Source organism: Acinetobacter sp. ANC 4173 (assembly GCF_004331255.1).
Taxonomy (GTDB): Bacteria; Pseudomonadota; Gammaproteobacteria; order Pseudomonadales; family Moraxellaceae; genus Acinetobacter.
In genome coordinates this window covers 83,345-108,832 of sequence record NZ_SJOF01000012.1, presented here as the reverse complement: position 1 = coordinate 108,832, position 25,488 = coordinate 83,345, and the positions used below count along the sequence as shown (strand labels likewise).

Genomic DNA, 25,488 nt, shown 5'->3' with positions numbered 1-25,488 from the left:
AAGTAATGGCAACCGAAATTAAAGCACCGGTATTCCCAGAGTCAGTTGCTGATGGAACAATCGCAACTTGGCACAAACAACCAGGTGAAGCAGTATCACGTGATGAAGTGATCTGTGACATTGAAACAGACAAAGTTGTTTTAGAAGTTGTTGCTCCTGCTGACGGTACAATCGTTACAATCATTAAAGGTGAAGGTGACACAGTTCTTTCTGCTGAAGTAATTGCTCAGTTTGAGGAAGGTGCAGTTTCTGGTGCTGCTGCAACAGAAGCAGTTCAAGGTGAAGCGAAAGTTGAACAAGCTGCTGCAAACACTCAAGCGGGTGCTGCACCAGTAGTTGAACGTGCTCAACAAGTTCAAGATCAAGCTCCTGCTGTGCGTAAAGCATTAACGGAAACTGGTATTGCTGCTGCTGACGTAGCAGGTACTGGTCGTGGTGGTCGTATCACCAAAGAAGATGTTTCAAATCACCAAGCTAAACCAGCTACCACAGCAGCACCTTTAAGCGTTGCAGTGGGTGAGCGTATTGAAAAACGTGTTCCTATGACACGTCTTCGTAAGCGTGTTGCTGAACGTCTGCTTGCGGCAACTCAAGAAACAGCAATGTTGACGACGTTTAACGAAGTGAACATGAAGCCAATTATGGAAATGCGTGCACAATATAAAGACGCATTTGAGAAGCGTCATGGTGCGCGTCTTGGCTTTATGTCTTTCTTTGTTAAAGCTGCAACTGAAGCGCTTAAACGCTACCCAGCAGTGAATGCTTCAATTGATGGTGATGACATTGTTTACCACGGTTACTACGACATCGGTGTAGCGGTATCTTCTGAGCGTGGTCTAGTTGTACCTGTGCTTCGTAATACAGATCGTATGAACTATGCTGAAGTTGAAAATGGTATCCGTGACTTTGCTTACAAAGCGCGTGATGGCAAATTGGGCATCGAAGACATGACTGGCGGTACATTCACCATTACTAACGGTGGTACGTTCGGTTCATTACTTTCTACGCCAATTTTGAACACACCACAAACTGCAATTTTGGGTATGCATAAAATCCAAGAGCGTCCTATGGCAGTGAATGGTCAAGTAGAAATCTTACCGATGATGTATTTAGCGCTTTCTTATGACCATCGTTTAATTGATGGTAAAGAAGCTGTAGGTTTCTTGGTAACAATCAAAGAATTGTTAGAAGAACCAGCTAAATTGATCCTTGACCTTTAATCGATAGAATAAAAATAACAGGCTTAGAGCGATCCTCTAAGCCTGTATTTGGAGATAAACATGTCTCAACAATTTGATCTTGTTGTAATTGGCGGTGGCCCAGGTGGCTATGAAGCAGCGATTCGTGCAGCACAATTAGGCTTTAAAGTTGCGTGTATCGAAAAACGTATTCACAAAGGCAAACCATCTTTGGGTGGTACTTGCTTAAACGTGGGTTGTATTCCTTCTAAAGCTTTACTTGACTCTTCACATCGTTATGAAGATACAGTGCATCACTTAGCTGATCATGGTATTACCACAGGTGATGTGAACTTTGATTTGTCTAAACTTCTTGCACGTAAAGACAAAATTGTTGACCAACTTACCATGGGTATTGATGGCCTTCTAAAAGGTAACGGTATTGAGTGGTTAAAAGGTACAGGTAAATTACTTGCAGGTAAAAAAGTAGAATTTGTATCTCACGAAGGTGAAACTCAAGTTTTAGAGCCTAAGTACGTGATCCTTGCGACGGGTTCTGTGCCAATTAACATTCCATCAGCACCAGTTGATCAAAACATTATTGTTGATTCAACTGGGGCACTAGAATTCCAAGAAGTACCTAAGCGTTTAGGTGTGATTGGTGCTGGTGTGATTGGTCTAGAGCTTGGTTCTGTTTGGCGTCGTTTGGGTGCTGAAGTTGTTGTATTTGAAGCAATGGATGCATTCTTACCAATGGCTGATAAAGCTTTGGCAAAAGACTATCAAAAACTTTTGACTAAACAAGGTCTTGATATTCGTGTTGGTGCTAAAGTTGCTGGTACAGAAGTCAATGGTTCAGAAGTTACTGTTCAGTACACTCAAGGTGGCGAAGACAAAACTCAAACTTTCGACAAGTTGATCGTTTGTGTAGGTCGTCGTGCATACGCTGAAGGTCTATTGGCTGATGATTGCGGTATTAAACTGACTGAACGCGGTTTAGTTGAAGTAAACGATTGGTGCGCAACGTCTGTTGAAGGCGTTTATGCCATTGGTGACTTAGTACGCGGCCCAATGCTTGCACATAAAGCAATGGAAGAAGGCGTAATGGCTGTTGAACGTATTCACGGTCATGCAGCTCAAGTGAACTATGACACCATTATTTCTGTGATCTATACACACCCAGAAGCGGCGTGGGTAGGTTTAACAGAGCAGCAAGCTGTTGAGAAAGGTCATGAAGTGAAAACCGGTCAATTCGGTTTTGCTGCAAATGGCCGTGCAATGGCTGCTGGTGAAAATGCAGGTTTTGTGAAGTTTGTTGCTGATGCGAAAACAGATCGTTTACTCGGTATGCACGTAATTGGACCTGCTGCGTCTGATATCGTACACCAAGGTATGATCGCACTTGAGTTTGTATCTTCGGTTGAAGATCTACAGTTGATGACTTTTGGTCACCCAACATTCTCTGAAGTTGTTCATGAAGCTGCATTGGCTGTCGATGGCAGAGCAATTCACGCAATTCAGCGTAAGCGTAAGTAAGACAAGAAAAGAGCGGTTTTAACCGCTCTTTTTTTTTGATTAAAGGTTGTTTTTACCAGAACAATCTACTACAAATAAGAAAGAAAAAATGTAATAAGGACTAATACCAAATAAGACGTGAGTCTAGGGATTAGTCAGTCCATAACAAAGCAAAGAAGTAGTAGAAGGTTAGTCAATGAATCTACATGAGTATCAAGCCAAAGCGTTATTAAAAAAATATGGTATGCCTGTTCAAGAAGGTGTATTGGCAACCAATGCAGAAGAAGCTGTGAAAGCCTTCGAGCAACTTGGTGGAAAATTTGCGGTTATGAAAGCGCAGGTGCATGCTGGTGGTCGTGGTAAAGCTGGTGGTGTTAAAGTTGTAAAATCCAGTATTGAAGCGGCAGATTACGCAAACCATATCATCGGTACTCGTTTAGTTACTTATCAGACTGATGCCAATGGTCAGCCTGTGAATAGTGTCTTGGTTTGTGAGGATGTCTATCCAGTAGAACGTGAGCTATATTTTGGTGCGGTCGTTGATCGTTCAAGTCGCCGTGTAACGTTTATGGCATCGACCGAAGGCGGTGTAGAAATTGAAAAAGTTGCAGAAGAAACCCCAGAAAAAATTATTAAAGTAGAAGTTGACCCATTGGTGGGTTTACAGCCTTTTCAAGCACGTGAAGTTGCATTTGCATTGAAATTAAAAGATGGCCAGATTGCACAATTTGTCAAAATTATGACAGCTGCATATCAAGCATTTATTGAAAATGATTTTGCCTTATTCGAGATTAACCCATTATCGGTCCGCGAAAATGGTGAAATTTTATGTGTCGATGCCAAAGTTGGTATTGATTCAAACGCTTTATATCGTTTGCCAGAAGTTTCTGCACTTCGTGATAAATCACAAGAAAATGAACGTGAATTAAAAGCATCGGAATTTGATCTGAACTATGTTGCTTTAGAAGGTAATATTGGATGTATGGTCAATGGTGCAGGTTTGGCAATGGCCACCATGGATATCATTAAACTTTATGGTGGGCAACCTGCAAACTTTTTAGATGTTGGTGGTGGTGCAACCAAAGAACGCGTGATTGAAGCATTCAAGTTAATCTTGGCAGATACCTCGGTACAAGGCGTTTTAATTAACATTTTTGGCGGTATTGTTCGTTGTGACATGATTGCTGAAGCCATTATTGCTGCGGTGCAGGAAGTCCATGTGAGTGTTCCTGTCGTGGTTCGTTTAGAAGGCAACAATGCGGAATTGGGTGCAAAAATTCTAGATGAATCAGGTTTGAAATTAACTTCTGCAAATGGCTTGGCTGATGCAGCAGTAAAAATTGTTGCAGCAGTAAAAGCATAAGGAGTGCCATCATGAGCGTATTAATTAATAAAAACACAAAAGTATTGGTACAAGGCTTCACAGGTAAAAATGGTACTTTCCATTCTGCACAAGCACTCGACTATGGAACCAAAGTTGTGGGTGGTGTGACCCCAGGTAAAGGTGGCACGACTCATTTAGATTTACCCGTCTTTAATACCATGAAAGATGCTGTGCGTGAAACGCAAGCAGATGCATCTGTGATTTATGTGCCAGCGCCTTATGTCCTTGATTCGATTGTTGAAGCTGTCGATTCAGGGGTTGGGCTGATTGTGGTGATTACCGAAGGCGTACCGACGCTAGATATGTTAAAAGCCAAGCGCTATTTAGAAACCAATGGCAATGGTACGCGTCTAGTGGGTCCAAACTGTCCAGGGGTGATTACACCGGGTGAATGTAAAATTGGAATTATGCCAGGGCATATTCATCAACCGGGTCGTATCGGAATTATTTCTCGTTCAGGAACATTGACTTATGAGGCGGTTGCTCAGACCACTAAACTGGGTCTAGGACAATCGACCTGTATCGGTATTGGTGGTGACCCAATTCCAGGGATGAACCAAATTGATGCGTTAAAACTGTTCCAAGATGATCCAGACACAGATGCCATTATCATGATTGGTGAAATTGGAGGCTCGGCTGAAGAAGAAGCAGCTGAATATATTCAGTCGAATGTGACTAAACCTGTAGTTGGTTACATTGCAGGTGTAACCGCACCAAAAGGTAAGCGTATGGGACATGCTGGTGCGATTATTTCAGGTGGTAAAGGAACTGCTGAAGAAAAATTCGCAGCCTTTGAACGCGCTGGAATGGCGTATACACGCAGTCCTGCCGAGCTCGGTTCTACCATGTTACAAGTATTGAAAGAAAAAGGTTTAGCTTAATTTTTTTCAGACTTATTACCTATAGAAAGCGTGTGTTACTTAGGTAGCATGCGCTTTTTTACGTTTATCGCATTATGTTTGGTATATAAATTGCTCTGAGCAAGTATATTCATTCAAAATAGTGTCTTGATACGATGCAAGCGGTAAATTGGAATCAGTTCAGCGAAGAGTTCACCCGTAATATCCAGAAAGTGCTGCCATTTGATGGATTGGTTGCATTTCAGATCGACGCTGAAACAACAGCAAGTCAATACTCGTTCAAGGGCATATCTCGTCAAGCAGTCGATGAATACTTGGGAGGTATGCAATGTTTTGACCCTGTACATTTTCGTTTTGCATACCATCAAACCGATATGAAGTTTAGTGTATTACAAGCCGTGACTTCTAATGATGAGTATGATGACTTTAGAAAAAAATGGAATGTAAAAGACACGATTGAGCTTTTTTTTAGGCAGAATGGGGTTCCTGTACGCGGTATGAGTTTGGTCCGCTCTTCAGCTTATGCCGAATTTTCTGATCAAGAGTTAAAAATGATTGAGTCATTTTATGATTTGACTACATGTTGTTTTAATCAAATTTATGATGTTTCTAGCCATCAGGTCAGCCTGTTTAATGAAGGTTTAACAGAGTCACTGACGCGACAAGAATCTAAAGTATTGGGCTTGTTATGCAAAGGTCTAAATAATCAAGCGCTGGCCAATGAAATGCATTGCGGAATATCAACCATAAAAACTCATCTACAGCATATCTATCAAAAAACACAGGTCAGAAGCCGTCAGGAATTAATGAGCCGAGTATTGTCTGGCTTACATCCGTAATAGATAAAAGTGCAATCCATTTTCAATTTTAAAAATCATCCTTTGGGATGATTTTTTTGTATAGGGAACAGCGTAATTTTTCAGCATAGAAAAACAGTTTGTAAGGCTAAGGAAATCCGAGATGAAAACATTACATTCACAAATGCTGAAAAAATATCTTAAACAAATATCAAATGTTGTTGGTGTAATGGCAATTGGTGCATGTGCAACTCAAGCAATGGCGCATGGTGAAGCGGCGAAAATGTTACCGCTACAACAAGCCATGCAATCGGTTGGTGCAACGGTACAGCAAGACCAATATGCCAATGTCTATACCATCAGCAAAAACTCGACCTTAGTCCGAGCAAAACCCAATTCAACCACCATTATGGTGAATGGCAAGCCATTAAAAATTTCAGCGCCAATCATTGTAAAAGATGGTCAAGCCATGGCATCGGAAACATTGGCAAATGAGATTTTCCAATCTGGACTTGATCAAACCTTTCAAGTTGAAACGGTAAAGCATCCGTTAAATACCTTAACGACAGAAGAAATTCAGTCAGTGACTAAAATTATTCAGGCAGATCAACGCGCGCCAAAAGCATTACGTTTCAGTCGTATTCGTTTGCAAGAGCCTGAGAAAAATGCGGTTTGGAATAGTGTGTTGAATCATACTGAATATAAAGGTCCACGCTTAGCCGAGTTTAGCTTATTGCAAAGCGATAATATTATTGAGGGTGTCGTTGATCTGAATACACAACAAGTGACGGCTTGGAAGGTCTTGCCTGCAACGCATGGTATGGTGTTGCTGGATGACTTTATGATGGTACAAGAGGTCATTCAGAAGAGTCCAGAGTACAAAGCTGCGTTAGCAAAACGTGGCATTACAGATGTCACTAAAGTCGTGGGTACACCTCTGACTGTAGGATACTTTGGCGGTGAAGATGGTTTAAACAAAGAACTTAGCCTACTGAAAATTGTGAGCTATCTTGATGTCGGTGATGGCAACTATTGGGCACATCCAATTGAAAATTTGGTTGCTGTCGTCGATTTAGACAAAAAGAAAATTGTCAAAATTGAAGAGGGCAGTTTAGTGCCTGTACCTATGACACCACGTCCTTATGACGGTCGTGATAAAAAGGCAGAAACACGTAAGCCTTTAAATATTGTAGAGCCTGAGGGTAAAAACTACAGCATCACGGGGCAGTATATTCATTGGGGTAACTGGTGCTTCCACGTAGGATTGGATTCACGTGTAGGGTTACAAGTTGGCACAGTCACTTTTAAAGATAAAGGTGTCAAGCGTAAGGTCATGTACCAAGGAAACCTTGGCGGCATGGTCGTTCCTTATGGCGATCCAGATATGGGTTGGTACTTCAAGTCTTATCTCGACTCTGGTGAATATGGAATGGGAACATTAACCTCATCCATTGAGCGCGGTAAAGATGTACCTGAAAATGCGGTGTTATTGGATGCGGTGATTGCTGACTATCAAGGCAATCCGATTACTATTCCAAATGCAATTGCCGTATTCGAACGCTATGCCGGGCCAGAGTTTAAACATCAGGAAATGGGACAAAGCAATGTAAGTGCCGAGCGCCGTGAGCTTGTGGTGCGCTGGATTAGTACAGTCGGTAACTATGACTACATGTTTGACTGGGTCTTCTCGGACAATGGCACCATAGGGATTAATGCAGGTGCAACAGGTATTGAAGCAGTTAAAGGGGTAAAAGCGTCAACTATGCATGATGCAACAGCCAAAGAAGATACTCGTTACGGTACTTTGATTGATCATAATATTGTGGGAACAACCCATCAGCATATTTATAACTTCCGTTTAGATTTAGATGTAGATGGTGAGAACAATACACTGACCCACATGAACCCTGTTGTGAATGTCAATAAAAAAGGTGTTCGTAAAAGTGCGATGGAAATCGAAAAACATGTTGTGAATAACGAACAAGAAGCAGCAGAGAAATTTAATCCATCGACCATTCGTTTAATCAGTAATTATTCGAAAGAGAATAAAGTTGGCAATCCAGTTTCTTATCAACTGATTCCATTTGCTGGTGGCACGCACCCAATTGCCAAAGGTGCAAACTTTAGTCCAGATGAATGGTTATTCAAGCGTTTGAACTTTATGGACAAGCAAATTTGGGTGACCAAATATAATCCGACAGAGTTATATCCTGAGGGTGCATATCCAAACCGTTCTGACAAAGATACAGGCTTGGGGCAATTTGTTAAAAATAACGACAATATTGACAACAAAGACTTGGTGGTCTGGTTAACCACGGGTACAACGCACGTTGCTCGTGCAGAAGAATGGCCAATCATGCCAACGGAGTGGGTGAATGTGTTGCTTAAACCTTGGAACTTCTTCGATGAAACACCGACATTAAATTTAAATACATCAAAAGACAGCTCGACCCATCAACATTAATGCTAGGACAGCAATAAAACATGCCATATCAAAACCTTGATGTGGCAAATCTTAAGATTTGGGGGAATCTATGTTTAAATTATGTGCTCAACAGTTGTTGACAGTGTCACTTTTAATGGCTTCGGCAGCGACTTTTGCTGAAGATGCACCAGAAGCAGTTCCTGCGGTCAGTCTTTCTGGCTCGCTGACTATGGCAACAGACTATCGTTTCCGCGGTGTTTCAATGTCAAATCGTGATCCTGCTATTCAAGGCGCTTTGACTTTTTCGCACAAATCAGGGGCATATTTAAGCTTATGGGCCTCGAATGCGGATGTAGGGGCGGGTGGAAATTTAGAGGCAGATTTTTTTGTCGGTTATATTCTACCTCTCACGGAAAAATCATTCCTAGATATTAACTATGCCGATGTAAATTATCCTGGCACGATTAAAGAATTTCATACCGATTTTAGTGAATTTGGTGTGAACTACAACCATAGTGATTTAATGATAGGTGGTGACTATTTCACAGCGGGCGTGTTTTATTCACCAGAATTTGCATTTAAATCAGGCACAGAAATTTATTTAAATACAAGTTATAAGTTCCCTGTGTATAAGAACATTAAACTTGTTTCGAGCTTGGGTTATACCAAACTGGAAGATAATGAACAGTTTGCTAAAGCATTTGGTGGCGATGGTCAGCAAGACGATTATTTCGATTATAAAATTGGTTTGGGTGCGGAAGTTTTGGGGCTAAATTCAGAGTTGGTATGGATTGATAATAATATCGATAATGATGCCAATATCATGAAAGGAAGTGTCGTATTTTCTTTGACCAAACCATTCTAATCTAAATAAATTCAATTATTTTAAAGTTAGAAAAGGCTTCATGTTTATGAAGCCTTTTTCTTTTGAAAAAAGAAATTTTATTCGCTGCAAAATCAGGGTTATAGTTTAATTTGGCGTTGTATGTGATGCTGTTTAACTATGCTATATTTACGCATAAAATTATATTTTCAAGACACAATATTGCAAATGTTAAGACGGGTTCATTTGTTCTTTTTTCGGGTACTCCTTCTGATTTTTCTATTGATGAATGTTGCTATGGCTGAAAATGCAGATGTACAAATGGATGAGTTTATTGGTGATGAAATTTTCAATTATTATCAGCATCTTGCAGAGCAGCATAATGAAGAAGAAAAGAATTACAGCGTAGTCAACAATGACTTTTATGAAAATGAATATATTCGGGTGTTTAATTATACCGCTTATAATTCTGATAATTTCACGAACAAACTGGGTACAGGTCAGTTCAATAGTTCAGATTTGGATGCCTTAAAAATATCATTTGGGTATGGTATTGAAATTAAACTGAATAAGCGAAATAAACTCGGCTATGAATATCTGTCAAATTTCCCCCATGATCGGGGACAGTTAATCCGATTCTTTTGGGTCGGTTTATTCTAAAAGGCCGTAATATTTTTTCGTTTTACGTAAGTAGATCTTGCAGAATAATCTTTTTCATACGGGTGAGCGCCGATAATGCTTTTGGTTTATTTTTTAAAATTTCACTGATATTTTCAGGCACGATTTGCCAACTAATACCAAATACATCTTTACACCAACCACACCAACTTTCCGAACCGTGTTCAGTAAAATAATTCCAATAATAATCAATTTCCTGCTGTGTTTTACAGGGGATGACAAAAGAAACAGATTCATTAAAATCAAAAACATGCAGATCTGGACTATCTTTTGCTATAAATTTCAGCTGGTTCAAGCTAAAAATACTGTTTTGGATTTTTCCTTTCAAATCTCCAGATGAGTAGCGGAGCAGTTGATGACGTTGAAATTCTGTAAAAATTTTTTGATAGTATTGCAAGGCTTGCGAACACTGGTTTTGATGGATACCACAAAATAATAAATTGGGAAGAATGTGCTGTTGTGTTTTACTGCAGTTACCTAGTTGTAATTGCCATGTATAGCCAAACTGATCTTGAACCCAACCATAATAAGCATTCCAAGAATAATGCCCGAGATCAATAAGACTTGCACCACCGAAAATAAGTTTTTGCCACAATGCAGTAATTTCTTGGCGGCTATTGCAAATGACAGTAAAAGAAATGGCTGGATTAGGTAAGAAATAGGGACCACCATTAATCCCAATAAAGGTTTGATTGGACAAAGATGCTTTTACGACAGTCGAATTATGTTCAAGGATCATGCTGTTTGGAAAAACTGAGCAATAGAATTCAAATGCTTCTAACGCTTGATTGTCAAACCACAAAGCAGGGTAGATCGTAAGATGCATGCATGCTCCTTGTATTTAGGTCCTATAGGGTTGAATTTTAACTGAGTCTGATCTGGCAATATGTAATATTTTGATGAAAAAAGCGCAACAGAAGTTGCGCTTAACTTAAAACGAGAATTTATACTTTGCTTTGCGGTTTGAGTTGTTGAGTCAAACCATTGATATCACCCCCGTGCAGCCCGAGTTCACTCATTAGGCTATCGATTAATGGGGCTTGAGAGCGATAGCGTAAAGCACTATTCACAACTTGATCGGACAGTGAAGCTGTTGAATGTTCAGGCGTCGATTCATGAGCATGAGGATGCGCGACACTTCCCAAGCCATTCACCTGTAGAATTTTAATATCATCGATGCCTTCCATTGGTTTAACACTTTCACGAATAATTTCAGGTAGATATTTGAGTAAAGCTAACCGAATTTGCATTTCAACCTGTTCGGACGACAAGGTGTTATTTGCTTCGTGCACGGCGCGAGTTCCTTCAGCATCTACCTGATATTGTTTTTCCATGGCTTGTGCCAGTAGAACTTTAGCGTCGGCTTCACCTTTTGCATGTAAGCGGGCTTTTTCCGCTTCTGCTTCAGCAGCAATTCGAATTGCTTCAGCTTCGTCCACCGCTGCTTTTTTTCCAGCTTCGGCAGCAACCGTAATCGCAATCGCATCTTTTTCAGCTGCTTGTTTTGCTGCAACCAATTCAACGGCTTTTTCACGTTCAGCACGTTGTGTTTCACGGACAGTCAAAACTTCTTCTTCGGCTTTAACTGCCTGAGCACGGGCTTGATCTGCCTGAGCTTTGGCTTCTGATTCTGCACGGGACTTTTCAGCAATGGCAATTGCGCGATCTTGCTCCGCCAATTCAATGGTTTTCTTTTGCTCGACTTGGGCTTTTTGAATGAGTTGAGCTTTCAAAATATTTTCATTTTCTACATCACGTGCAGAAGCGATACGCTTTAATTCAACTTCACGTTCAGCAGCAATTTGTGCTTCTTCCGCCTCACGTTTTTTAGCTGCTTCTTGTGCTGCAATTTCAGCAAGCTGTTCTGCTCGACGGACTGAAATTTCGCGTTCTTGCTGTAATTTGGCATATTCTTCTTCACGTAGAATTTGTAAACGTGCTTGTTCGGCTTCCAAGTTTTTAGTTTTTATTGCAAGATCTGCATCTTGTTCAATCACATTACGTTTTTTACGACGGTCTTCAATGGTTTCTGTGAGCTTGGTTAGACCTTCTGCATCGAATGCATTTTGCGGATTAAAGTATTTAAAACTGGTCTGGTCTAAGCCTGTTAAAGAGACCGTTTCGAGTTCTAAACCATTCTTGAATAAATCTTCTGATACGACTTGTTGAACTTTTTGCACAAAGTCCACACGTTTTTCATGTAGTTCTTCCATTGCCATTTCAGCAGCGACCGCACGCAAAGAGTCAACAAATTTTCCTTCCACCAAATTCTTCAGTTCATTGGGAGACATGGTTTTTCGACCTAAAGTCTGAGCAGCTGTGGCAATCGATTCAGCTGTTGGTTTTACCCGTACATAAAACTCTGCCATTACATCTACACGCATACGATCACGTGTAATGAGCGCTTGTTCTTCTGCACGAACAACTTCAAGTCGAAGGGTATTCATGTTGACTGGAATAATTTCGTGCAATACAGGAAGAACAATGGCACCACCATTCAAGATGACCTTCTCACCACCAAATCCTGTGCGGACAAATGAAATTTCTTTGCTTGAACGTTGATATAAGCGGGCGACTATAAAGCCAATAGCAATAATTGCGACAAAAATAATGCCTGCAATTACGAACAGATTGATAAGGTTTGAATTTAGCATCGTATACTCAAAATTTAAGTGTTGTTAAGTTTCAGAACGTATGGCTTGAAAGCCAATTTTTGTTTTTTGGGTCAGAATCACTTGCTGACCTTGTTTAAAAGTATCTTCTTGTTCAGGTTCAACCAAAACATAATGAATTTGTCCAAATTGATCTTTGACTTTGGCTTGGGCAGGGGAATGGGGTTTCGCAATACCAATGACAATTACGGCAGTACGACCAACCAATTCTTCACTAAATATTGCTGTGGTTTCATCTTGCGGTAAAACTCTTGAGACAACTTTCGCGGTGAAACGTACCAATGGCATACACAAGAACAAGCTGGCAGGTGCTAAGAGCCAAGCACTCCAATAGGTTCCTGTAAATAAGTGAGCAACGGTTTGTAATAGCAGCCCGAATAGACCAAAAATGGTAAGAAAGATAATAAACCAAATTAATAAAGGTACGCGTCCCAAATATAACCAATCCAGAACTAGTAATAACCAACTGGCTTCAGTGTCTATATCGACTTCAGGTGAAGTCAGATCAGCGGGTAAAAGTTGGTCGAGAATACCTTGAGTGCCACCGCCCAATAGCAATAAAGTCAGCTCAAAAAAGGTGAAGAGAAAGAGTAGGCATATAGAAATGCTAAAAATGAGATTTGACGGGTGCGTCACAAGTTCCCACATGATCGAATTCTCTTTTTTTTAATGTTATTTATAACAAATAAAATACAAATTTGTTCTTTATTGTCTAAGATAGCACCGAAATGAGAATAAGTCTAAAAAACTTTGAGACAAAAAAATACGCAATGATTGGGGTGATCATTGCGTAGAACAACGAATCTGTTTACACAGTTCGGTTAAGGAGAAATGTTATAAATTTAGGATTTCCTAAATCATGGGGTAATGTTAATCGTAATGAGTTTCAAGGTCATGAGCAATCACGTTACTTCATGTTAAATCACGTTAATAATGAGAGGATCTTGTGATTTAATTGGTTGTTTTTTATGCTATAAAAATTAAAGGCCTTATAAAAGACCTTTAATTTGTGATGTAGTTCAAATGAGCTTAGAAGTGGAATACACCTAAACCTGATTTAACTTCATCTAATGTTTGTTGGGTAATATCGCGGCATTTATCTGTGCCAGCCTTTAAAATGTCCATAATATAATCAGGATCTTTGGCAAGCTCGATACGACGTTCACGAATTGGTCCGATTAATTCTTTCAAGACACCTTCCAAGCGTTTTTTCACAGTACCATCGCCTAAACCACCACGACGATAATGTGCTTTTAACTCTTCGACTTCTTCTTTATTTGGGTCAAAAGCATCTAAATAAGTAAATACGATATTCCCTTCGACTTGACCTGGATCTTCAATACGCAGATGGTTCGGGTCAGTATACATTGCATTTACGGCTTTTTTAATGTCTTTATCGCTTGCATCAAGCACAATGGTGTTGCCTAATGATTTTGACATTTTTGCTTTACCATCAAAGCCGGGTAAACGACTCATATTAGAAAGCAGTGCTTTACATTCTGGTAATAGGTCTTGACCAATTTGACGGTTAATACGACGAACAATTTCATTGGTTTGTTCAATCATTGGAATTTGGTCTTCACCAACAGGAACAACCGTGGCTTTAAATGCGGTAATGTCAGCAGCTTGAGCCACTGGATAGCATAGGAAGCCTGCTGGAATATCACGTTCAAAACCACGCATCTGAATCTCAGATTTAATGGTTGGGTTACGCTCTAAACGTGAAACGGTCACGAAGTTGAGATACAACATCGTAAGTTCATTTAATGCAGGCAAACAAGATTGAACACAGATGGTGGTTTTGGTTGGGTCAATACCAACGGCTAAGTAATCTGTTGCAACTTCAAGGATATTGCGACGCACTTTTTCAAAGTTGTCGGCATTGTCAGTCAATGCTTGCGCATCAGCCAATAAAAGATGTTGATGATGTGAATCTTGTAGACCCACACGTGAACGTAACGAACCAACAAAATGACCTAAGTGAAGTTGCCCAGTCGGACGGTCGCCAGTCAAAATGACTGGACGATTATCTTGATTACTCATTTTCTTTTCCAAAAAGTAGTGTATTTACTACATCTGCAGTCAATTAATGGGCTACATTGTACGGCATAATTTTTTTTAATGTCAGTCAGAAAAAAATAGAAGTAGAAAAAATTTAAATCCGAACATAAATCATCAGGTAAATACGGTTTTTTTCTTCAGATCCCATTAAAATAGAGCAAATTTCTTAGGATAAATATAATGGCAAGTAGCTTATTAATATTATTAGATGATATTGCGACTGTATTAGATGACGTTGCCGTCATGAGCAAAGTGGCTGCCAAGAAAACAGCGGGTGTTTTGGGAGATGACTTGGCACTCAATGCACAACAGGTCAGCGGTTTACGTGCAGAACGTGAATTGCCTGTAGTCTGGAGGGTCGCCAAGGGTTCTTTTGTGAATAAATTGATTTTGGTACCACTGGCACTATTGATCAGTGTAGTGGCGCCGTGGCTAATTAATCCTTTATTGATGATTGGCGGTTTATTCTTATGCTATGAAGGTGTAGAAAAAGTTTTACACAGTTTGCAACATCGCAAAGCGAGCAATGAGCAGGAAGCAGAAGAAGAGCTTCACGCCATTGAAACTGACCTCGTTACCTATGAGAAAGAGAAAATCAAAGGTGCGGTTCGTACCGACTTTATTCTGTCTGCAGAAATTGTGGTGATTTCTTTGGGTACAGTAGCGACAGCTACGTTTATCAGTAAACTGACGGTACTCAGTATTATTGCAATTGTAATGACTATTGGAGTTTATGGCTTTGTTGGATTGATTGTCAAAATTGATGATATTGGGCTGTACTTCACTCAACAAGGCTCGAATGCGAAACAGAAAGTGGGACGCTTTTTATTGGCTTTTGCACCTAAGCTCATGAAAACATTAACTGTAGTTGGCACAATTGCAATGTTCTTGGTGGGTGGTGGGATTATTAACCATGCTGTTCCACTGATTCATCATTTTACCGAAGATACTGTAGATCACTTAGCGGTAATTCCTAACTTTGGCAGTATTGTTGGGGCATTAACGCCAACTCTAATTAACTTGATGATTGGTATTGCCGCAGGCTTGTCAGTGATTCTTGTACTAACTGTGTTTAAAAAGATTTGGCCGAACTCAAAACAGGCTTAAGCTTAAAAGGTCTACTTCATAAAAATAAGGAATAAGGCTATGCGTTGGAAAGGTCGTCGCGTCAGTAGCAATATTGAAGACCGCCGTGGCGGTGGTGCAGGTCGCAAAATGGGTGGCTTCAGTATTCTTGGCTTGGTGGTTGCATTTGTCGCATGGAAATTTTTTGGAGTAGATCCGCAGCAGGCGTATCAAGCGACTCAGCAAGTGACACAGCAAGCTTCGGTCGGTGCGGAAACCAAAGGTTTGGATAATCCAAGCCCCGAGCAGCAAGAAGCCATGGATTTTATTGGCACCGTATTGGCAGATACTGAAGATACGTGGAATGCGGTGTTTCAGCAGCAGTTGAATCAGCAGTATACCGCACCGAAACTGGTGATGTTTACTGGAGCTGTGAATTCAGGTTGTGGTGCGGCGCAAGCGGCGATGGGGCCGTTTTATTGTCCAGTCGATCAGAAAGTCTATATTGATACCACTTTCTTTAAAGATATGCGTCAGCAAATGGGCATTAGTGGTGAACAAAACCAGACTGAATTAACTCGCCAAGATCAAGCGGGCGACTTTGCTCAAGCCTATGTGGTTGCACATGAGGTTGGACACCATGTGCAGAACCTTTTGGGAATTTCTGATCAGGTGCATAAAGCACGCACACAGACTTCGACAGTTGAAGCCAATCAACTGTCTGTGCGCCAAGAATTACAAGCCGACTGTTTAGCAGGGATCTGGGCCTATCATAACCAACAGCGCACTCAATTTTTGCAACAGGGTGATATTGAAGAAGCGATGGATGCTGCGCACAAAATTGGGGATGATTACTTACAAAAGCAATCAACAGGACAAGTTGTTCCTGATAGCTTCACGCATGGTTCGAGTACGCAGCGGATGAAATGGTTTCAAGCAGGTCTTAAATCAGGCAACTTAAAAGACTGCGATACCTTTAATCAAGCGATTTAATTTTTAAGCTGACTGTGAAAGGGTGTAATTTAAATTACGCCTTTTTTATGTGTGTTTTATGCACAGCCTGCCTAGATTCAGCATGAATTTTACTGACCAAGTTTTGCTTGAAATGACTGATTAAAAAGTATGAACCTGAATATAAATCGATGAAAATGCTGTCATCATACAGCCCGGCATATTTGATTTAAAGCGACGGTAATTGACCTACTTGTTATGGCTTAAAATGAAAACTGCTTAGCATTGCTGCGTAAGATTAGGTAGCGAAGCCACAGAGAAAATTTGGAAAGATTGAGTGTAAAGATAAAAAATTAAAGTCTGTACTTTGGATAATCACTGAGTCTCTTTTTTGATTTTTCGGTGTTGTTGGGTTTGAGTGAATACTCAAGATTGTACAACAATATCATAATGAGACAGATGAATAAGAAATTTATAGGTATGAATTTAAGAAAAAATTACATCTAATAGGTTGATTTCAATACCTTAAAGGTATTATTTCTGGTGGGAATCATAAGCTTAGTTCAACCCATTTTTTGAAATAATGAATTATAATTCATTATTTATGAATAATAATTCGATACTTATATTGAAAAGACAAAGACTTAGTCTTAATTTCATTGCAAACGGAATGGTAATCTGTATAAAAAACAAAAAAATAGCCTTCGACTAAAGCATATATAGTCGATATAAGACTTATCTGTCACATTTTGGATCAAGAAATGTTCAGTGGAATGAACAAACAATAATTTGTACTGGTGATGGATAGGGAATTTAGGATGACGACTCAAAAGATGTCTGTGCGTTTAAAAACGTTAGTATTAGCGATGGGTGTGGTTGCAGCGGGAACTGTACAGGCAGATACCAATACGGAAGTTGAACAATTACGTAAAGAAGTTCAAGAGTTGCGAGGCATGTTAGAGCAATATGCACAGCAGCAAAAGCAAATGAACACGCAGCAACAGAATTATCAGGTTCAGGCAGCTACACAAACTTCACCAGCAAAACCAGCACCAGAGAAAAAAGGCTTAGGCATTACGGTCGGTGGTGCAGAAGTTAATTTCTACGGCAATGTTCGGGCAGATGCAACTTATCAGATTGATGGCGGTCCAAGCAGAGCACATCCATATAACCAAATCAATAAGGCTGCTTTAGACGGAGCGACAGGAAATAGTGATCTATTCAAATCTACTTTAGCTGCAACACGTTTAGGTTTTGACTTTAAGACGCCAACTCAGGCGGGTGATGTTGCTGGTAAAGTTGAAGTCGACTTTTTGGGCAGCAATGATACTTTACGTATTCGTCATGCATACTTAACTTATGCCAACTGGCTCATTGGTCAAACATGGTCAAACTTTGCTGTGCCTGATTATATGCCAGAAACCATTGATGCTTTGGGCTATGTAGGTGGTGCTGTTAAGCGTACACCACAAATACGTTACACCAGTACTTTTACGCCAGAAACCAATTTAATCTTTGCGCTGGAAGATTCTAAATATAGTTCGGATTCGGTTTCAGGAACCGCGTGGACCTTGGGTTCAGATCCAGATAACCAAATGCGAACTCCAGCATTGACAGCACGTCTGAATCATAAATTTGCCAACAATGCTGGTATTGTTTCAGCTCGTACCATGGTGGCAGACAAGCAAACTTCTGACGATGAAAAAGTGGCTTGGGGCGTAGGCTTAGGAACAAAATACAATGTAACGCCAAGTACGACCTTAAAAGCAGATTACTACCATGTCAAAGGGGATAGTAGTTTTGTATCCTGGTCAAACCCAGGCTATGCAATTGATGCCAATAAAAACATTCAACAAAGTGAATTTGACTCAATTACGGTCGGCATTACTCAGCAGTTTAATCCAAAGTGGCGTGGTACGTTGGGTTATGGTTATATGAAGCATGATACAGATTTGGATTATATCAACGCATCTAAAAGCCCAAGTGCTTTGAATAAAGACTTATGGCAAACTTGGGCGAATGTATTTTATAGCCCAGTCAAACCAATCAGTTTGGGTCTTGAATATACCTATGGTGAACGTGAAACCTTCTCTGCACCAAATGCAACAACGCCTTTAACCAGTAAAACGGGTGAAGAAAATCGTGTAAACGTGGTTGCACTGTATAATTTCTAAATATTCAGTTCAAATAAAAAGAGGCTTATGCCTCTTTTTTTATTTATTTAAAAAATTGTTTGGCTGAAATTAAAAGTTACAAAAAGAGGATCGGTGAACAAAAAGTAGATTAAATTAGAGACACTTAAAATAGAGTTAAAAAATAATAATAAGCTTTTTAGTAAAAATTCAGCATAATGTTGCGCTTTCGTTTTCGATAGATATTGATTAAAAAATTGATATTGTCGTATAGCTCTATTTGTGTTTACCCAATGTAAATAGATTTATTACTTGCAAATTACCAAACGAACAAGGAGCTTAGAATGAGTTTATCCCTCATGAAGAAGCCTGCAATTCGTCAAAGCTTGGCAGTTACCATTGCAACTTTGATGATGACAGTGACTCACGCAGCGTCTGCTGAGCAAGAGGAAATTGCACAATTACGAGCAGAAGTTGAAGCATTAAAAGCTTTGATTCAGCAAAATTTCCCACAAGTACAACAATCAACAGCGGTAAGTCCTACAATAAAACCGCAAACGACAACATCTATAGCTGTTCATTCTAATATAAGTACAGAAAAAGCATCACCGTTACAGGTCAAAACCGCGGGTGGTTCTGAAGTTAAGCTCTACGGATTTGTCCGTGGCGATGTCTCTTACCAATTTGATGGTGGCGATGCGATTTTTAACCGTATTCATGCGGTTGCTTTGAGTGATATAACAAATACAAATAAAACAGAAGATCGTTTTTACAGTACCGCGACCACAACTCGTTTAGGTTTAGATTTTAAAGCACCGATTGAAGATCAAGATATTGGGGGGAAAGTTGAAGTCGATTTTCGTGGTAGTAATGATTCACTACGTATTCGCCATGCTTATTTAACCCTGAATAACTGGTTATTGGGTCAAACAACCTCCACCTTTCTAGCCACTGACTTACAACCTGAAATGCTTGATTTTAATGCACCCTTAGGGATTGGTACGTTCCGTACCTCAATGGTACGTTATAGCGATAAATTCAATGCAGACACATCATTTTTTCTAGGTTTAGAAAAAGGGCGTGATGACAATCGTTTCCCTGCATTAACTACAAAAGTGAAACACAATTTTTCAGCAGATAAGGGAACCACTTCTTTACGTGCTCTAGCACAGGAATTTCGTGCTACAGATGCCGACAATAAAACTGCATTGAGTTGGGGTTTAGGTTTAGGTGCAAGCTATAAGTTGTCTGAACAACTTCGCGTGATGGGAGATTATTCCCACGTTAAGGGCGACGACAAATTTTTGCTATATACCAATACGGCTTATAACATTAGTCCAGCGACAACGGACATTAATTTAAATGAGTTTGATGCCTTAACGGTAGGTACAACTTATCAATTCAATCCTAAAGTACGCAGTACATTGGGATATGGTCTTATGTTGGCAAATGATAATAATGATTTTGCTGACAATCTAACATCTACAGATACAGTACAGAACAAGACCTTGCAACAAGGTTGGCTCAATGTGATGTTTAGCCCAGTGACTCCAGTCACGCTAGGGGTGGAATATGTCTATGGTGAGCGAGAGACTTTCTCTGGCAAAAAAGGGAAAGATAATCGCGTAGGTGCTATGGCACGTTACAACTTCTAAAACTCTTGCTCTAAAGTCAAACCGCAAGCGCTTTGTACAAGCCACGTGTTTCACTGTTTGTACAAAGCTTCTTGCAGCTTTTCTTACATAGAGCGTTATTATTTATCTGTATAACAACAGATAAAATTGACGGACAAGAATTATGGCACTTACTTTTAATGCATTCTATACGCTGATTGCGGCAGTCATTGTATTGTTATTGGGTCGATTCCTTGTGAATCGCATCGATTTTTTACGTCGTTATAATATTCCTGAACCAGTAGCAGGTGGTTTGATTGCAGCGCTTCTTTCCCTAGTTGTATACAACATTTGGGGTTTTAGCATCAGTACCAGTAGTGAATTACAAACCAGCTTTATGCTTATTTTCTTTGCTTCTATTGGTTTAAGTGCAAATTTCTCAAAATTGAAAGAAGGTGGCATGGGCTTGGTGATCTTCCTGATTGCTGTTGCTTCATTCATTGTAGTACAGAATTTTGTTGGTATGAGTCTGGCGACTTTATTGGGTATTGATCCACTGATTGGTCTTATCGCAGGTTCAATTACCTTAACCGGTGGTCATGGTACTGCGGGTGCTTGGGGTGAAATTCTAGAAGTTAAGCATGGGATTCAAGGTGCATTAGCTCTGGGTATGGCAAGTGCCACTTTTGGTTTGATCATCGGCGGTTTAATTGGTGGTCCATTGGCGAAGATGTTGATTAATCGTTATCAACTTGCTGAGCCTAAAACCAATGCTCAGATCGAGAAGCGTGATCATACGCCAATGACAGATCAGGAGGCTGAGCATTCTGCACCTTTTGAATACCCGCATCAGGTACGTTTAATTACTGCGGATAATGCAATCACGACATTAGGAATGTTCGCCGCATGTCTTGCATTTGCCGAGTTCATGACAGGTTTTAGTAAGGGCACATGGTTTGAATTACCAACTTTTGTGTGGACATTAGGTGGTGGTGTAATTTTACGTAACATTCTTGAGAGTGTGTTCAAAGTAAATATTTTTGACCGTGCGATTGATGTTTTTGGTAATGCTTCACTTTCTCTGTACTTGGCAATGGCATTACTTTCGCTGAAATTATGGCAACTTGCAGACCTTGCTGGTCCATTAGTTGTAATTTTGGGTGCGCAGACTATTACTATGGCGCTTTACGCGGCATTTGTGACCTTCCGAGTCATGGGTAAAAATTACGATGCAGCCGTACTTTCTGCAGGTCATTGTGGTTTTGGTATGGGGGCAACACCAACTGCTGTTGCCAATATGCAAGCCATCACGAACATGTATGGTGCTTCACATAAAGCATTTTTGATTGTTCCACTTTGTGGGGCATTCTTCGTTGACCTAATCAATGCAACTGTTATTCAAATTATTCTTAAGTTCTTTGCTTAAGAGCAAGCAAAAGGTCTTGGTCACAAGGCCTTTTTTGAATTGCGAAATACTATCTGCTGAGTCTTAAGGAATAAGAAAATGAACGAACAACTAAATACCACCCTAATGTCCTGGGTGCAAATGCTGAATGATCCTTTATGGAACTTTTTGGTGGTATTTTTGGTGGTGGTTGGAGTGTTTTATACCCTAATTACTGGTGCCGTGCAGTTTCGACTGTTTTTTCACAGTATTAAAGTCATGAAATCGAGTCGTAAAGCAGGCGATGATGATCATGGTATTACACCATTCCAAGCCTTTGTGACTGGTCTTGCGAGTCGCGTAGGTGTAGGTAATGTTGCAGGTGTTGCGATTGCGATTGCGATTGGTGGTCCTGGTGCAGTGTTCTGGATGTGGCTAACCGCATTTTTAGGGATGAGTTCAGCATTTGTCGAGTCTTCTTTGGCTCAGCTTTTTAAGATTCGTGATACACAAAATCAGCAATTTCGTGGTGGACCAGCCTACTATATTACTCAAGGTTTAAAACAAAAATGGTTGGGTGTATTTTTTGCGTTATCGTTGATTTTAGCTTATGGCTTTGTCTTCAATGCAGTGCAAGCCAACTCAATTATTGATGCAACCTCGCACGCATGGGGCTGGGATAAAGCCAATCTTATGCTGAACTTAGGACTTTTCTCTTTTGAAATTTCTTGGGTGGGTATTGTTCTAGTGATCTTAACGGCAGTCATTATTTTTGGTGGAATTAAGCGTATTGCCAAGGTGGCAGAAAGCTTTGTTCCCCTCATGGCAGTGATGTATTTGGCCGTAGCGCTATACATTGCAGTGAAGAACTTTTCAATGTTACCTGAAATTTTCCAGCTCATTTTTACCCATGCTTTCCAGTTTGATGCCGCAGCCGGTGGTTTCTTCGGTGCGATGGTCTCTATGGCTATGATGATGGGGATTAAGCGTGGTTTATTCTCGAATGAAGCGGGGATGGGTTCTGCGCCAAACGCGGCAGCAGCATCGGATGTTAAACATCCTGTAAACCAAGGTTTGGTACAAATGCTAGGTGTATTTGTGGATACCTTCGTGGTGTGCTCATGTACAGCTATTATTATCTTGTCTTCAGGGATGTACCATGATGCAGGTTTTGCGGGGGTACAATTAACACAAATGGCTTTGGTGAGTCAGATTGGTAGCTGGGGGGATGACTTCCTTGCCATCATTTTGTTCATGTTTGCTTACTCATCGATTATTGGGAACTATGCTTATGCCGAAAGTAATATGCAGTTCATTAACAATAACCGTAAAGTGATGTTGGTATTCCGTTTACTGGTGCTGTTTATGGTGTACTTCGGTGCAATTACCAGTGTACCGTTGGTGTGGTCAATGGCGGATTTATCTATGGGCTTAATGGCAACCATTAACTTGTTTGCAATTTTATTGTTAACGCCTTTTGCTTTGATGCTATTAAAAGACTATACCTCACAGCTTAAACAGGGGATTAAAGAGCCTGAATTTAAGTTAGATAACCATCCAAAATTTAAAGACAAAGTGAATTCTGATATTTGGTAATCACTTGAAAATCTGAATTTTGAAAAAGCCAGTGTGTCTGAATCATACTGGCTTTTTTATTTGGTTTTTGACCTGCATGGATCATTGATTTAAAAACAAGCCAAGAAGAAAATTTTCGAAAATGCAGCCTAGTCTTCATAATTTTACGGTTTTTGTTCGTTATGCTAATGAACTTAGGTTTCATTTTTACGAATTGCAACAGTGAAACCATCTATTTTGCATAGAATAACTATTAGTTACGATCAGAGAGTTTACCTACCTTGAAACCGCTTCAATCTAGTTTGGTTATTGGCATTATTTGGGGAATGTTCTCGGGTCAGAGTATGGCTCAGTCATCATTATTGCCCTCTGTCCAGCCAACAACTACGCCTATAGTTGCTGAAGCTCAAGTGCAGGCGAATCGTATCGACTTCAAAAAACTTAAACAAACAGAACATCGTCCGATTGTGGCATTGGTTTTAGGCAGTGGTGGCGCGCGTGGCTATGCACATATTGGCGTGATTCAGGTGCTGGAGCAATACGGGATTCATCCAGATTTGATTGTGGGCACCAGTGCAGGCAGCGTAGTGGGGTCAATTTATGCCAGTGGGAAAAATGCCCAACAATTACGTGAGATTGCGCTGAATATGAAAGCCAATGATGTCCGTGATGTAAAACTGGCAATGACGGGTTTCTTTGATGGTCAAAAAGTTGAAAATTATGTCAATGAACAAGTGCTCAACACACCGTTGGAACTTTTAAAAACGCCAATGTATGTAGTGGCGACCGAGCTAAAAGAAGGTAAAAAAGTAGTTTTCAATTATGGTAACACTGGACAAGCAGTCCGCGCCTCAGTTTCTATCCCCAGTATGTTCATTCCCACAAAAATTGCAGGAGAGGAATACGTCGATGGTGGACTCGTCAGCCCTGTACCTGTGAATGTTGCTCGGGAATTAGGTGCAGATATTGTGATAGCTGTAGATATTCTGGCACAACCCGAACATACTGAAACCAAGAATGTTTGGGGCCTATTTAACCAAAATATCAACATTATGCAGAATCATTTGGCTCAAGAAGAATTAAAACATGCCGATATTGTCATTCAGCCAGATTTACGTGAAAAAGCGCATATCTTTGATGTCAAAGGGCGTGAAGAAACCATGCAAGCAGGCATGAATGCTGCAGATAAACAGTTGAGTAATATCCTGAAAGTTTTTGATCAGCAGAATTATTCACGCGGTTATAAAATTCCTCAATATTCTGTTCAAAACTAGCGCTGTAGCCGTAAGGAATATTAGAGCTTATAGCCTCCATTCATTCTTTCCAGAGAACGAAGAAGAGGATAGCGGTTGGGTGGTTTATTGTGGAGAAATTACTCAATTTAAGCCAGATGACTCTTCCAATTGATATACCCAAATTTAGCTAAACGACATTTAAAAAAAACTTCAAACAGCCGTATTTTAAATGACTGTTCAGTTCTGACAGAGCATTTCCATAATTAAAATTGTTTTGGGTAGAGATGAGTGAAGTTACAAGCTGTTTTAGATATTGTTGAATAATTTATGATAAATATAATGAAATTATGGGCTTATATTAAAGTTGAGTGTATTAATATATATTTTACTGAATGATATGGTAATCACTATAAATAATAGTGATGACTTAATTGCCGATTTGAACATGTTATTTATGACAAAAGTTATATAATAATGCGTACATATTCTACTATCTTTACAAGAGTCTAGAGAACGCGATGTCCCCATTAGATCAAATTACTCCAATTTTAGATGATCAGTCGGAGTTGACCATGTCTGTATTGATGACTCCAGATATGGCAAATTTCTCGGGTAATGTTCATGGTGGAACTATTTTAAAGCTGCTGGATCAGGTGGCATATGCCTGTGCAAGCCGCTATTCAGGTAGTTATGTTGTGACACTATCGGTTGATAAAGTGAACTTTAAAGAACCGATTCATGTCGGTGAGTTGGTCACTTTTCTTGCCAGCGTAAACCATGTGGGCCGTACTTCTATGGAAATCGGTATTCGTGTAGAAGCACAAAATATTCAAAAACGGACTGTACGTCATACCAATAGCTGCTATTTCACCATGGTTGCGGTAGATGAAACAGGTCAACCTAAACAAATTCCACCATTGGACTTAACCAATGAATGGAAGCGTTGTCGTTTTGAGGCTGCAGAACAACGTAAAGTGGCTCGTTTGCAAGAAAACCATCACCCATCTTGCAGCATTTATAAAAAGTCTTCGACACCAAGCTAAAATTTAGCTGTGTTCAAGCGAAACCCGTGAGTGTAACTAACTCACGGGTTTTTTTATGCGGCTAAATGATATGAACTTATAGTCCTTGGTCTTAATC

The 25,488-nt window shown here is 40.1% G+C and carries 20 protein-coding genes; 16 read left to right on the top strand and 4 right to left on the bottom strand.

Annotation, left to right across the window (positions count from 1 at the left end):
* Positions 1-5 precede the first annotated feature (5 nt).
* From odhB to E0H94_RS13960, 8 genes are all read left to right on the top strand, one after another.
* On the top strand, positions 6-1,220 hold the full coding sequence (gene odhB / locus E0H94_RS13995; protein WP_131262489.1) for a 2-oxoglutarate dehydrogenase complex dihydrolipoyllysine-residue succinyltransferase: 1,215 nt from the start codon (positions 6-8) through the stop codon (positions 1,218-1,220).
* A 60-nt stretch (positions 1,221-1,280) separates the two neighbouring features.
* Positions 1,281-2,714 (top strand): dihydrolipoyl dehydrogenase, encoded by a 1,434-nt coding sequence (gene lpdA, locus E0H94_RS13990; protein ID WP_131327079.1) that lies wholly within the window; start codon positions 1,281-1,283, stop codon positions 2,712-2,714.
* Between the two features lie 175 nt (positions 2,715-2,889).
* Positions 2,890-4,056 (top strand): ADP-forming succinate--CoA ligase subunit beta, encoded by a 1,167-nt coding sequence (gene sucC / locus E0H94_RS13985; RefSeq protein WP_131327078.1) that lies wholly within the window; start codon positions 2,890-2,892, stop codon positions 4,054-4,056.
* Between the two features lie 11 nt (positions 4,057-4,067).
* Positions 4,068-4,958, top strand: a complete 891-nt coding sequence (gene sucD, locus E0H94_RS13980) for a succinate--CoA ligase subunit alpha (protein ID WP_116759804.1) — start codon at positions 4,068-4,070, stop codon at positions 4,956-4,958.
* A 134-nt stretch (positions 4,959-5,092) separates the two neighbouring features.
* Positions 5,093-5,776: a response regulator transcription factor gene (locus tag E0H94_RS13975; protein ID WP_131327077.1), complete on the top strand. Its 684-nt coding sequence runs from the start codon at positions 5,093-5,095 to the stop codon at positions 5,774-5,776.
* 121 nt (positions 5,777-5,897) lie between these two features.
* Positions 5,898-8,198, top strand: coding sequence for a primary-amine oxidase (tynA, locus tag E0H94_RS13970; RefSeq protein WP_131327076.1), 2,301 nt, complete (start codon positions 5,898-5,900; stop codon positions 8,196-8,198).
* 70 nt (positions 8,199-8,268) lie between these two features.
* A complete protein-coding gene (locus tag E0H94_RS13965) occupies positions 8,269-9,024 on the top strand; it encodes a TorF family putative porin (protein ID WP_131327075.1) in 756 nt (251 codons plus the stop codon).
* A gap of 255 nt (positions 9,025-9,279) precedes the next feature.
* Positions 9,280-9,642 carry a hypothetical protein gene (locus E0H94_RS13960; protein ID WP_227548638.1) on the top strand — a complete coding sequence of 121 codons (363 nt, stop codon included), beginning with the start codon at positions 9,280-9,282 and terminating at the stop codon, positions 9,640-9,642.
* 22 nt (positions 9,643-9,664) lie between these two features.
* On the opposite strand, the gene E0H94_RS13955 is transcribed toward E0H94_RS13960, so the two are convergent.
* The 4 genes from E0H94_RS13955 to trpS all read right to left on the bottom strand — a co-directional run bounded on the left by E0H94_RS13955 (position 9,665) and on the right by trpS (position 14,375).
* Positions 9,665-10,486, bottom strand: coding sequence for a VOC family protein (locus tag E0H94_RS13955; protein ID WP_131327074.1), 822 nt, complete (start codon positions 10,484-10,486; stop codon positions 9,665-9,667).
* 118 nt (positions 10,487-10,604) lie between these two features.
* Positions 10,605-12,314 carry a flotillin family protein gene (locus E0H94_RS13950; RefSeq protein ID WP_131327073.1) on the bottom strand — a complete coding sequence of 570 codons (1,710 nt, stop codon included), beginning with the start codon at positions 12,312-12,314 and terminating at the stop codon, positions 10,605-10,607.
* A gap of 24 nt (positions 12,315-12,338) precedes the next feature.
* The gene (locus E0H94_RS13945; protein WP_131327072.1) at positions 12,339-12,980 is read right to left on the bottom strand and encodes a YqiJ family protein; all 642 of its coding nucleotides are present in this window, start codon (positions 12,978-12,980) and stop codon (positions 12,339-12,341) included.
* Between the two features lie 381 nt (positions 12,981-13,361).
* On the bottom strand, positions 13,362-14,375 hold the full coding sequence (trpS, locus tag E0H94_RS13940) for a tryptophan--tRNA ligase (protein WP_016165833.1): 1,014 nt from the start codon (positions 14,373-14,375) through the stop codon (positions 13,362-13,364).
* Between the two features lie 198 nt (positions 14,376-14,573).
* Between trpS and E0H94_RS13935 the strand changes: the two genes are divergently transcribed.
* The 8 genes from E0H94_RS13935 (at position 14,574) to E0H94_RS13900 (ending at position 25,391) form a co-directional block, all read left to right on the top strand.
* Positions 14,574-15,500, top strand: coding sequence for a DUF808 domain-containing protein (locus E0H94_RS13935; protein WP_131327071.1), 927 nt, complete (start codon positions 14,574-14,576; stop codon positions 15,498-15,500).
* 39 nt (positions 15,501-15,539) lie between these two features.
* Positions 15,540-16,451, top strand: a complete 912-nt coding sequence (locus E0H94_RS13930) for a neutral zinc metallopeptidase (RefSeq protein WP_131327070.1) — start codon at positions 15,540-15,542, stop codon at positions 16,449-16,451.
* 776 nt (positions 16,452-17,227) lie between these two features.
* Positions 17,228-18,583, top strand: a complete 1,356-nt coding sequence (locus tag E0H94_RS13925; protein ID WP_131327069.1) for a DcaP family trimeric outer membrane transporter — start codon at positions 17,228-17,230, stop codon at positions 18,581-18,583.
* Between the two features lie 302 nt (positions 18,584-18,885).
* Positions 18,886-20,196: a DcaP family trimeric outer membrane transporter gene (locus tag E0H94_RS13920; protein WP_131327068.1), complete on the top strand. Its 1,311-nt coding sequence runs from the start codon at positions 18,886-18,888 to the stop codon at positions 20,194-20,196.
* 142 nt (positions 20,197-20,338) lie between these two features.
* A complete protein-coding gene (gene gltS / locus E0H94_RS13915; RefSeq protein ID WP_131327067.1) occupies positions 20,339-21,580 on the top strand; it encodes a sodium/glutamate symporter in 1,242 nt (413 codons plus the stop codon).
* Between the two features lie 78 nt (positions 21,581-21,658).
* On the top strand, positions 21,659-23,134 hold the full coding sequence (locus tag E0H94_RS13910; protein ID WP_131327066.1) for an alanine/glycine:cation symporter family protein: 1,476 nt from the start codon (positions 21,659-21,661) through the stop codon (positions 23,132-23,134).
* Positions 23,135-23,457: 323 nt separating this feature from the next.
* Positions 23,458-24,387, top strand: coding sequence for a patatin-like phospholipase family protein (locus E0H94_RS13905; protein ID WP_227548641.1), 930 nt, complete (start codon positions 23,458-23,460; stop codon positions 24,385-24,387).
* Between the two features lie 479 nt (positions 24,388-24,866).
* A complete protein-coding gene (locus E0H94_RS13900) occupies positions 24,867-25,391 on the top strand; it encodes an acyl-CoA thioesterase (protein WP_116759774.1) in 525 nt (174 codons plus the stop codon).
* The last annotated feature ends 97 nt before the right edge of the window (positions 25,392-25,488 follow it).